The following is a 9,290-nucleotide window of genomic DNA, read 5'->3' as shown; positions in this document are numbered from 1 at the left end:
AACTAAAAAGCCGCGCAGGATGCGCGGCTTTTTAGGATTGTCGTGGCAGCATTCAGACTCAGGAGAGTACGTCCTTTTTCTGCTGCTCCTCTTTCTGCCGATGGATCTCGATCTCGGCCTTACGACGCATTTCAAGAATCTCACGACGCTCCTTGAGGCGCTTCTCCTCTGCTCCCGGTTTGACCGCGATGGTCTCGTCGCCAAACAGGATCTGTTTCAGCAAACGGATGCCAAAACTCATCAGCGCCAGATCCTCTTTCTCCACAGTCGCGTAGAAAGCGTCATCCATATCGTAGGAGGCCTTGAAGGAATCACTCAGCACAAAGCGACGAAACCGGTCCATGTCGTAGCAACACATGAAGAAGAATTGCAGGCTGGTATCGGAAGGTCGTCCAATTGAAGGCCCTGCCGATTTCTTCTTCAGAATCAGCTGCATCCATTCACGATTAATCTGGTCGTACTGCTCGACCTGCTGCTCCTTTCGGTAGTCAGTGACGCTGATTTCCCGATCTTCTTCATGACCTTTGCAGTGATCCTCCTTGACCAAAAAGTATCGCGCCTCATCTTCGGTTGCGCCCGCCTCACGAATCGCCATATGGCCTACCGGATAGTAACGACAGGCGGTGGGACGATCATTGTAGACACTGCAGCCCTCATCCGTGACAAACAGGCAGGCACCATCATTATCGGTACGCAGTTTGATACCGGGGATACCGTCCTTATCCATCTCAAAGGGAACCGTGTGGTTCTTCAGGAAATCGGTGACGCTCATACCCAGATTATCTTTCAGGCGCAGGATGTCATAGGGCGTGAGCTGAATATCTGCACTTTTGCAGCAGGCATTGAAACAGGAGATGCCCTTGTAACAGCGGAATTTAAGCTTGCTGCCAGGCTCCATAACGGTCGGCACCAAGTCACTTTTAAAGGGAATGTCGAATTGTTCGCTCATTGTTTAGACCTCGTAAAAGTCTGCAAATGAACGCGAATGAACGCGAAATGAAATGCAGATGCGGAAAAAATGGCGGTATTGGACTTCAGCTGCTCATTAACGATGAGCATCCGATCCACGCGATTGCGCAATTTTAATACAAAACAAAGCGCTGCGTTAATTGGCGTTTATTTGCAGACTGATGAAAAAGGCCCGGACACCTTACGGCATCCGGGCCTTTCACGCCATCAGACTGTCAAGCAATGCTTACTTGAACAGCTTAGACTTATCGACCAGATCGACGTGAGCGCGTTTGAAGCACTTGAAGGTCTTGGTCTCTTTGTCGTAGATGGAGTTCACAAAGCACTTCCAGTTTTCTTCGTCAACGAAGTTTTTGTCCATGCGGTAGTAGAAGCCAGGATAACGGCTCTCCTCACGGAACTGGATGTGTTTCATGTGAGCTTCAGCGGTCAGGATGCGGTGATAGTTCTCCCAAGCACGCAGCAGCTCGTGGAGGTCTTTCGCACGCATCTTCAGAGCGTCTTCCTTCAGCTCGGCCAGCTTGTGCTCGGCAACTTCCAGCATGTTGGCATTGGTGGTGTAGTAGGTAGCAACACCAGCAACATACTCATCCATCAGCTTCTGCAGGCGGAACTGCAGCATTTTCGGCGTGATGTAGTTGGGGTTCACGTCGATAGCGGTGGAGTAGTCCTTGTGCTCCAGGAAGTTACGCACCGGACGGTAGATCTCTTCGATCAGCTCGTCAACGCTGGTGTCCAGCTCAGGCTTGTGGTCCTTGTTGTCCATCACGAACTTGACCATGGACTTGGCACACATGCGACCCTCGGCGTGGGAGCCGGAGGAGAACTTGTGGCCAGAGGCGCCAACGCCGTCAGCAGCGGTGAACAGACCCTGAACGGTGGTCATGCCACGGTAGCCCCAGTTCCAGCCCTTCGGCAGGTGCTCGGGAACGCCGTCCATCGCCTCGTCGGTGGGCGCGCCCACATCGTCAGGACCGGAAACCCAGATGCCGCAGCAACCGGAGTGAGAACCCAGCAGGTAGGGTTCGGTGGGCATCAGCTCGGAGTTCTTCTTCTCAGGCTCGATGTTCTCACCAGCCCAGATACCGCACTGGCCGATACACATGTCGAGGAAGTCTTCCCATGCCTCTGCTTCCAGATGCTTAACCTCGCGGGGAGACAGAGTCTCACGCAGGTTGGCGAGGGCGGTAACGGTGTCCATCCAGATGGGACCGCGACCTTCCTTCATCTCCTTCAGCATCAGGTGGTTACGCAGGCAGGATGCAGGAACGGCAGCCTGGCCGTAAGGAGGATAGTCGTCCAGCATCTCCTTGTTGCGATCCATGTACACTTCGCCATAAGCGTTGGTGGCCTTGGACTTGAACAGCAGGAACCATGCGCCAACAGGACCGTAACCGTCTTTGAAACGGGTCGGTACGAAGCGATTTTCCATCAGGGTCAGCTCGGCACCAGCCTCAGCAGCCATGGTGTAGGTGGAACCAGCGTTCCATACGGGGTACCAGGCACGACCCTGACCCTCACCCACGGAGCGGGGACGGAAGATGTTTACGCAGCCACCGGCAACCAGCAGGCAAGCCTTGAACTTGTAAACATACAGTTTGTGCTCACGCACGGAGAAACCGACAGCACCGGCGATACGGTTCGGATCGTTCTTATCGTTAACCAGCTTAACGATGAAGATACGCTCCTGGATGTTGTCCATGCCCAGTGCTTTCTTGGCGGCCTCAGCGACGATCCACTTGTAGGATTCGCCGTTGATCATGATCTGCCACTTACCAGAGCGTACGGGCTTGCCGCCGTCCTTCAGTGAGGTCATGCCCTTGGAGCCGTCATAACGCTCACCGTTCTCGTCGGTCTTCCAGATCGGCAGACCCCACTCTTCGAACAGGTGAACGGATTCATCAACGTGGCGACCCAGATCGTAGGCCAGATCGTCACGGGTGATGCCCATCAGGTCGTTGGAGACCATGCGAGCGTAGTCCGCAGGATCCTGATCAGGACCAATATAGGTGTTGATAGCGGACAAACCCTGCGCCACAGCACCGGAACGATCCATGGCAGCCTTATCGACCAGCTTGACCGTGATGCCGCCGCCAGCAGCTTCGATCCAGGGACCAATCTCGTAAGCGGTACCGCAAGCAGCCATACCACCGCCGATGATGAGGATGTCTACTTCTTCTTCGATGACGTCCGGATTACCGAATTCAGCCATTGTGTTTACCTCTCAATATCTTCGGATTACTTGCAAATCAGCTCGCTGGGATCGCCAGCGCGGTAGCCATTCTGCTGATTGTGGTTGAAGAAACCAGGCTCAGCGATCTTGGCCATATCGGCTGCGGGCGTATTACCATAAGGGTCGATGGAACCCTCAGGGGTGGTGCGGATCGGGAACTTGAAGCGCTTCATGGTGCCGTTGCGGAACTTGATGGTCCACATGATGGAATCGGTACCGCGCAGGGGCTGCACAGACCACCCATCGGAACGATGTCAGCGTAGGGACGTGCCTCGATGGCCTGCTGGGGGCAGATCTTGATGCAGGAGTAGCACTCCCAGCACTGTTCGGGCTCCTGGTTGAAAGACTTCATGGCGTGACCGGTCTCGGAACCGTCTTTGTCCAGCTTCATGAGGTCATGCGGGCAGATGTACATGCAAGCGGTCCTGTCCTGACCCTTGCAGCCATCACACTTTTCAGTACGCACAAATGTTGGCATGGTGCATTTCTCCTAGGTTTTTCACTGCAGTGATTCAGCCAACGCACAATCGCGCTGACTTAGAAGCACTTACCGGGTAAACATCCCGGATTTTGAATCCAGCTTTCCGTCCTTTCGCGACCGCCGCCGGCCGGCTTGCAACAACGAAATCCGGCCTGAGCCCCTGGGTAAAGCGGCATAAATCTGGCGCAACGGGGCCTCAGGGCGGTCAACACTAAGGTTTTCAAGCCTAATGCGCCAAACAGTTTTTCAAGGTGGGCGCATAAGCTGCCTTTATTGATCTACCTGGCACCATTGACCCAGTAAAACAGTCGGATAAAGCACCCTAGGCCTTCCACAATCCTGCCAGCAGTGCCTGTTCAATCTGCCACCACGCCAGCCGCCGCCTGCCGATGAACTCGATCCGACTCTCCAGCAGTGGCCGCGCCGGCCGCATCGCCAGCTCCCCATCAGCGGCATTGAGCTCCAGCCATCCTGCATCCGTGTGCATCACGCCTTTGATTCGCTCCACTCCGGGCTGGCGGCAGAGACGCTCCAGCGCCACGCGAGCAAAACATTGTCGGGCGGGGGATCCGCCAACCGCCACTGTAGAAGCCATCCCCGACACCCTCGAGAAAAAACCAGCCAGCCTCTGCCGCTGCAGCACACCGATCAGTGGCAGCCTCCACGACATTTGCTGGCTGCCCATCTGCCCGGGAAGATCGCCGATTCCGATCTATAACGCGGGGGAGACCAAGCCAGAGCGGACTGACACGACCAAACTCTAGCCACGCACTCAGCGCCTTTGGCGGCGTCGCCGCTCTCACCAGGGCAACAAAAGCCTCCCGCGCCGCCTCATCATAAAGATCCGCCTTGTTTGCCAGCAGCAGATCCGCCAGCTGCAACTGATCGATAAAGGTCTCATGGGTGGTATAACGGGGATCTGTGAGCTTTCGCGCATCCACCAGCCCGAGCGTCGCCCGCAACTCAAGCAGCTCGTCAAAAGGTGGCCGTAGCAATGACTGCAGAATCTGCTGCGGATGACCCAGCCCGGTGGGCTCGATTAGCAACCGGTCAGGTCGCGCCTCACGGATCAGACGGTTAAGCCCCACCTGCATCGCCGCCCCTGCGACACAACAGATGCACCCTCCCGCCACCTCGGCCACCGCCACCCCCTGCTGCTCCAGCAGAGCACCATCGACACCGACCTGGCCAAACTCATTCACCAACACCGCCCAACGCTCACCGTCAGGGCGATGCGCCAACAAATGGCAGATCGCGGTGGTCTTGCCGACACCAAGAAAACCGAGAATCAGATTGGTAGGGATATTTCGAAGCGCCACTGCCACTTCCGGGATCAAACATTATGCGAGCAGCGATTTTTAACACGATCTCCCCCAGCTCCCAACCGACTGACCTGCTTTGCGCCCCCGCCGCCTTCCAGTTATGGTAGCGCCTGTTTCACTCACGGACCCCCATATGGCCAGATCCGCACCCGATGCGCTGCTGTTGATCGCCCCCGGCTGCGCCCACTGCCCCAGCGTGCTGCAGGAGCTCTCGGCCCTCGTCAAAGAGGGAAAACTGGGCCGCCTGGAGGTGGTCAACATCGTCGAACACCCGGAAGTGGCCCAGCAGGTCGGCACCCGCAGCGTGCCCTGGACCCGCATCGGGCCCTTCGAGCTCGAGGGCAACCAGAGCCAAGGGGAGCTGGAACGCTGGACCGGACATGCCGCCAACGACACAGGCGTGGCAGACTACTTCAGCCACCTGCTGGAGACGCAACGACCGCACCGGGTCACCGAGATGGTCCATGCGGAGCCGCAACAGCTCGATAGCCTGCTAGCTCTGCTGGAGTCGGAAGGAGCTACCGATGGCGGCCCGCATCGGCATCGGCGTGGTGATGGAGGAACTGCAGGGTGAGCCTATCCTGCTCCACGCCCTGCCCACTCTGCTGCGCCTGAGCGAATCGCAGCATGCCAACCTGCGCGCCGACGCCGCCCACTATCTCGGCCTCTGCGGCACCAATGCAGCCCGCCCACGACTGCAGGAGCTGCTCGACGACGAACACCCGGATGTCCGCGAGATCGCTGCGGACTCCCTGCAAGAGATCGACTAAAAACAGCCATGGACCACAAACAACAGATCCTCGCCATGCACGCCCGCTTTATAAATGAGGTGGTTAAGTGCAGCCAGAACCCAGAGCGCCAGGCCGAGCTGGAGCAGCACCTCAAGCAGGCGGAGGAGAACGGCTGGACCGCCCTGGTCAGCGCCGTGCGGCAGATGCTCAAGGGGCGTCGCGATGCCGAACTACTTAACAGCCTCGACGAAGAGGACCAGACTATCGCCGAGTCGATCCTGCTAGGAATGCAGAACCCCGCCACCCTGCCCGACCCGGACGCCAAACCCGATCCCGCCATGGCCGCCCCAGGGGCTAGCCTCGATGATCCACACCGCCGCCAGCGGCAATCCCCAGGCACTGCAGCTGATCTCCGAGATGGCCGAACAGATGAGTAAGGCCGGCGGTCCGCTGACCGGGCTCGCCTCGGTGATCCGGCCGATGATCAACGGCGAGCGGGAGCCGGAGCGACTCTGCAAGCACCTCGACGACACCACCGGGCAGCTGGTGCAGGGTATTCTCAAAGAGTTGAACACACTGGAACAGCAATGAACGCAGGGCGGATGCTGTTTATTGGCGCCATCAGCGGCCTGCTGACCGTAGTGCTGGGAGCCTTCGGCGCTCACGGATTGGAGGGGGCGGTGCCGGCCACGCATCTAGAGTGGTGGCAGAAGGCGGTTCACTACCAGGGGCTGCACAGCCTGGCACTGCTGGCCGGCGGTCTGCTGGCGCTGCAGCTGCCAAACAACCGCTGGATCGCCTCCAGCGGCTGGCTGTTTCTCACCGGCATGCTGCTGTTCTGCGGCAGCCTCTATCTGCTGACCCTGACCGGGCAACGCAGCCTCGGCATGATCACCCCAATCGGCGGCAGCGCCTTCATCGCTGGCTGGTTCTGCCTCGCGATGGCGGCCAGAGGCATCAACCGGTGAACAATCTCGATGCCTTCACCAACCGCCTGCGCAAAAACCAGCGCCACTGGCGTAAGTGGGCGCGCCGGCGCGGCATCAGCTGCTACCGCATCTATGATCGTGACATCCCGGAGTTTCCCCTGGCGATCGACTGGTACGAAGGTCATCTGCACGCCCAGCTGTTCGCCCGCAAAGGGATCGAAGAGCCGAGCGAGAGTGAGGAGCGAGCCATTGCCGACGCCCTCAGCAGCGTCATGGAGGTTCCCGCCGATCGACTCGCCTTCAAGACCCGCCGGCGCCAGCGGGGCTTAACCCAGTATCAGAAGACCGGTCGACAGGGCAGACCTATGATCGTGCAGGAGGCCGGCCTGCGCTTTGAGGTGGACCTGCACAGCTACCTCGATACCGGCCTGTTTCTCGACCACCGCACCACCCGTTCGATGGTGCGCGAACAGGCCGCCGGCAAACGCTTTCTCAACCTATTCGCCTACACCGGCAGCTTCAGCGTCTATGCCGCCGCCGGCGGGGCCGAGGCAAGCCTCACGGTGGATCTCTCCAACACCTATCAGGAGTGGAGCCAGCGCAATCTGCAGCTGAACGGCTTTGGCTACCCCCGCCACCGGCTGCAGCGGGCCGATGTATTTGAGTTTCTAATCCAAGCGGAGAGAAAGCGGGAGCGCTTCGACCTGATCGTGCTCGATCCACCCAGCTTCTCCAATTCAAAACGGATGCAGGAGGTGCTCGATGTGCAGCGCGATCACGCACGCCTGATCGAGGGCTGCATGGCCCTGCTCAACCACGGCGGGGAGCTGATCTTCTCCAACAACCGGCGCCGCTTTCGCCTTGACGAATCAATCGAGCAGACCTTCGACTGCAGCGAGATCACCCGGCAGACCCTGCCGGAGGATTTTCACCGCCATCCGGCCCATCGATGCTGGCGATTGAAGGGCTGATCGAGCCAACCAGCTGGCCGGCGATCCTGGGCGTCAGCTTCCTCTCCTCCACCCTGCTCCCCGGCGGTTCCGAGGTGGCGCTGCTGTATGCCGCCAGCGAACAGCCTGAATCCCACGTCTCGCTCTGGCTGGCGGCGAGCATCGGTAACACCCTGGGCGGACTGAGCAGCTGGCTGATCGGCTGGTGGCTAGCGCGCCGTTTTCCCCAGGTCGGATTGAAAAAGCCCGAGCAGCAACGCGCGCTACAGCGCATCGCCCGCCATGGCAGCCCACTGCTGCTTTTCTCTTGGCTGCCGGTGGTTGGTGACCCGCTCTGTCTGGCTGCAGGCTGGAGTGGCGTCCGGCTGCTACCGGCGATGTTCTTTATCGCCACCGGCAAGGCGCTACGTTATGGGGTATTGCTGGCGCTGCTACCAGTGTGAAGCCTCGACGACGGAAGGACAGGGCCTCAGTTAGAAGCCTATGCACCAATCACACCTCGACGGACGGATGGCACCCGCATTTCGTTCAGTTCAGTTCGACACGATTCCTGCCAGCCGCCTTCGCCTGATAGAGCCCCTGGTCGGCCCTGGTAATCATCTGCTCCAGGCTCTCACCGGGATCGAGCGTGACACCGATGCTGACGGTCACCTGGAAACTGTCGCCCCCGTTCTGAATCGACAGAGCTTCGATTCCCGCGCGAACCCGTTCAAACTGCTGCATCGCCAGGCTCTCAGATGCACCGGGGAGGAGGCAGACAAACTCCTCCCCCCCATAGCGACCAACCACACACGCCTCACCCAGGCTCTGCTGCAAACTGTTGGCAATCGCCACCAGGGCAGCATCCCCTGCCTGGTGACCATATCGGTCATTGATCCGCTTGAAATGGTCAGCATCGACCATCGCCACCGCTAGCCCGGCAGCAGACTTTTTGGCCCGGGCATACATCTCCTCACCCTGCTCATAGAGGTAGGAGCGGTTGTAGACACCGGTGAGAAAGTCCCGCCTAGCTGCATTACGGATCTGGCACACCCGGGCAATCATGTCGACACTCTGCATCACCCGGCAGTAGAACTCCTCCACTTCAAATGGCTTGGTAATGAAGTCATTGGCTCCCGCCTTGAGCAGGCGGGCGCTGACCTGCGCTTTAGTTCGATCAGAGATACCGATAATGGCAAGCTCTTCCCGGCGATGATCACGGCGGATGATCTCGATCAGCTCCGCCCCGTCCATTCCTGGCATGTTGTAGTCGCTAATCACCAGCACCGTATCGGGATTCGCCTTCAGCTGCTGTAACGCCTGTTTGCCATTGGCCGCCTCCAGCAGCTGATATTTATGTACGCTCAGCAATCCTCTCAGATAGAGCCTGAAAGAACGGGAATCGTCCACCACCAGCACCTTGCGCCGGTAGTTATCGCGAATCTGCCTCACCAGATTGCAGACGTAGTCGATCTCGCTGGCATTGCGTTTCAGCACATAGTCGACCAAATGATCCTGGCGCATCCGCTGGCGCGCCGACGTATCCAGGTTGCCAGTGAGCACGATGATCGGGATATCAAACTGGCTGACATAATCGACTACCTCCCCATCCGCCGCATCGGGAAGATTCAGATCGAGCACCGCGATAAAAAAGCGTTCCGGCCGCTCAGCCAACAGTGCTTTGGTCTGCTCCAGA

The 9,290-nt window shown here is 58.7% G+C and carries 12 protein-coding genes and 1 pseudogene; 7 read left to right on the top strand and 6 right to left on the bottom strand.

The annotated features are described in order from the left end of the window. Window positions 1-58 precede the first annotated feature (58 nt). From RIFP1SYM_RS14395 to RIFP1SYM_RS14380, 5 genes and pseudogenes are all read right to left on the bottom strand, one after another. Complete coding sequence (locus RIFP1SYM_RS14395) at window positions 59-949, bottom strand: YkgJ family cysteine cluster protein (protein WP_005966056.1); 891 nt, start codon at window positions 947-949, stop codon at window positions 59-61. A gap of 246 nt (window positions 950-1,195) precedes the next feature. Beyond that, window positions 1,196-3,181, bottom strand: coding sequence for an adenylyl-sulfate reductase subunit alpha (gene aprA, locus RIFP1SYM_RS14390; RefSeq protein WP_005966055.1), 1,986 nt, complete (start codon window positions 3,179-3,181; stop codon window positions 1,196-1,198). A 26-nt stretch (window positions 3,182-3,207) separates the two neighbouring features. Continuing rightward, a pseudogene (gene aprB / locus RIFP1SYM_RS14385) lies at window positions 3,208-3,680 on the bottom strand (adenylyl-sulfate reductase subunit beta). A 325-nt stretch (window positions 3,681-4,005) separates the two neighbouring features. Beyond that, the gene (locus RIFP1SYM_RS17130) at window positions 4,006-4,191 is read right to left on the bottom strand and encodes a GTP-binding protein (protein ID WP_240992130.1); all 186 of its coding nucleotides are present in this window, start codon (window positions 4,189-4,191) and stop codon (window positions 4,006-4,008) included. Continuing rightward, the gene (locus RIFP1SYM_RS14380) at window positions 4,130-5,002 is read right to left on the bottom strand and encodes a CobW family GTP-binding protein (RefSeq protein WP_139042160.1); all 873 of its coding nucleotides are present in this window, start codon (window positions 5,000-5,002) and stop codon (window positions 4,130-4,132) included. The genes RIFP1SYM_RS17130 and RIFP1SYM_RS14380 overlap by 62 nt, the downstream gene beginning before the upstream one ends. Before the next feature lie 136 nt (window positions 5,003-5,138). Here RIFP1SYM_RS14380 and RIFP1SYM_RS14375 point away from each other — a divergent pair, with 136 nt between their 5' ends. Genes RIFP1SYM_RS14375 through RIFP1SYM_RS14355 form a run of 7 tightly spaced genes read left to right on the top strand, consistent with a single transcriptional unit; the run spans window position 5,139 to window position 8,058 of the window. Further along, window positions 5,139-5,579 (top strand): thioredoxin family protein, encoded by a 441-nt coding sequence (locus RIFP1SYM_RS14375; RefSeq protein ID WP_240992129.1) that lies wholly within the window; start codon window positions 5,139-5,141, stop codon window positions 5,577-5,579. Further along, window positions 5,530-5,775 carry a HEAT repeat domain-containing protein gene (locus tag RIFP1SYM_RS18350; RefSeq protein ID WP_240992128.1) on the top strand — a complete coding sequence of 82 codons (246 nt, stop codon included), beginning with the start codon at window positions 5,530-5,532 and terminating at the stop codon, window positions 5,773-5,775. The genes RIFP1SYM_RS14375 and RIFP1SYM_RS18350 overlap by 50 nt, the downstream gene beginning before the upstream one ends. Window positions 5,776-5,783: 8 nt before the next feature. After that, on the top strand, window positions 5,784-6,173 hold the full coding sequence (locus tag RIFP1SYM_RS14370; protein ID WP_005966045.1) for a hypothetical protein: 390 nt from the start codon (window positions 5,784-5,786) through the stop codon (window positions 6,171-6,173). Beyond that, window positions 6,166-6,327, top strand: coding sequence for a hypothetical protein (locus RIFP1SYM_RS18345; RefSeq protein WP_240992127.1), 162 nt, complete (start codon window positions 6,166-6,168; stop codon window positions 6,325-6,327). The genes RIFP1SYM_RS14370 and RIFP1SYM_RS18345 overlap by 8 nt, the downstream gene beginning before the upstream one ends. Next, a complete protein-coding gene (locus RIFP1SYM_RS14365) occupies window positions 6,324-6,704 on the top strand; it encodes a DUF423 domain-containing protein (RefSeq protein ID WP_005966041.1) in 381 nt (126 codons plus the stop codon). Before RIFP1SYM_RS18345 ends, RIFP1SYM_RS14365 begins: the two co-directional genes overlap by 4 nt. Further along, entirely contained in the window at window positions 6,701-7,636 is a 936-nt protein-coding gene (locus tag RIFP1SYM_RS14360) for a class I SAM-dependent methyltransferase (RefSeq protein ID WP_005966039.1), read from the top strand. The genes RIFP1SYM_RS14365 and RIFP1SYM_RS14360 overlap by 4 nt, the downstream gene beginning before the upstream one ends. Then, on the top strand, window positions 7,615-8,058 hold the full coding sequence (locus RIFP1SYM_RS14355; RefSeq protein ID WP_005966037.1) for a YqaA family protein: 444 nt from the start codon (window positions 7,615-7,617) through the stop codon (window positions 8,056-8,058). The genes RIFP1SYM_RS14360 and RIFP1SYM_RS14355 overlap by 22 nt, the downstream gene beginning before the upstream one ends. Window positions 8,059-8,143: 85 nt before the next feature. Here RIFP1SYM_RS14355 and RIFP1SYM_RS14350 read toward each other — a convergent pair. Then, window positions 8,144-9,290: diguanylate cyclase (locus RIFP1SYM_RS14350; RefSeq protein ID WP_039960609.1), on the bottom strand; the 1,147-nt coding region annotated here is incomplete at its 5' end.

This window comes from endosymbiont of Riftia pachyptila (vent Ph05) (assembly GCF_000224455.1).
In the GTDB taxonomy this organism is placed as follows: Bacteria; Pseudomonadota; Gammaproteobacteria; order Chromatiales; family Chromatiaceae; genus Endoriftia; species Endoriftia persephonae.
This window is presented reverse-complemented; position numbering and strand designations above follow the sequence as displayed.

Coding starts and splice junctions, on each gene's coding strand:
- RIFP1SYM_RS14370 (WP_005966045.1), top strand. CDS start 5,784: ATGGACCACAAACAACAGATCCTCGCCATGCACGCCCGCTTTATAAAT.
- RIFP1SYM_RS14375 (WP_240992129.1), top strand. CDS start 5,139: ATGGCCAGATCCGCACCCGATGCGCTGCTGTTGATCGCCCCCGGCTGC.
- RIFP1SYM_RS14365 (WP_005966041.1), top strand. CDS start 6,324: ATGAACGCAGGGCGGATGCTGTTTATTGGCGCCATCAGCGGCCTGCTG.
- RIFP1SYM_RS18350 (WP_240992128.1), top strand. CDS start 5,530: ATGGCGGCCCGCATCGGCATCGGCGTGGTGATGGAGGAACTGCAGGGT.
- aprA (WP_005966055.1), bottom strand. CDS start 3,181: ATGGCTGAATTCGGTAATCCGGACGTCATCGAAGAAGAAGTAGACATC.
- RIFP1SYM_RS14395 (WP_005966056.1), bottom strand. CDS start 949: ATGAGCGAACAATTCGACATTCCCTTTAAAAGTGACTTGGTGCCGACC.
- RIFP1SYM_RS14355 (WP_005966037.1), top strand. CDS start 7,615: ATGCTGGCGATTGAAGGGCTGATCGAGCCAACCAGCTGGCCGGCGATC.
- RIFP1SYM_RS18345 (WP_240992127.1), top strand. CDS start 6,166: ATGAGTAAGGCCGGCGGTCCGCTGACCGGGCTCGCCTCGGTGATCCGG.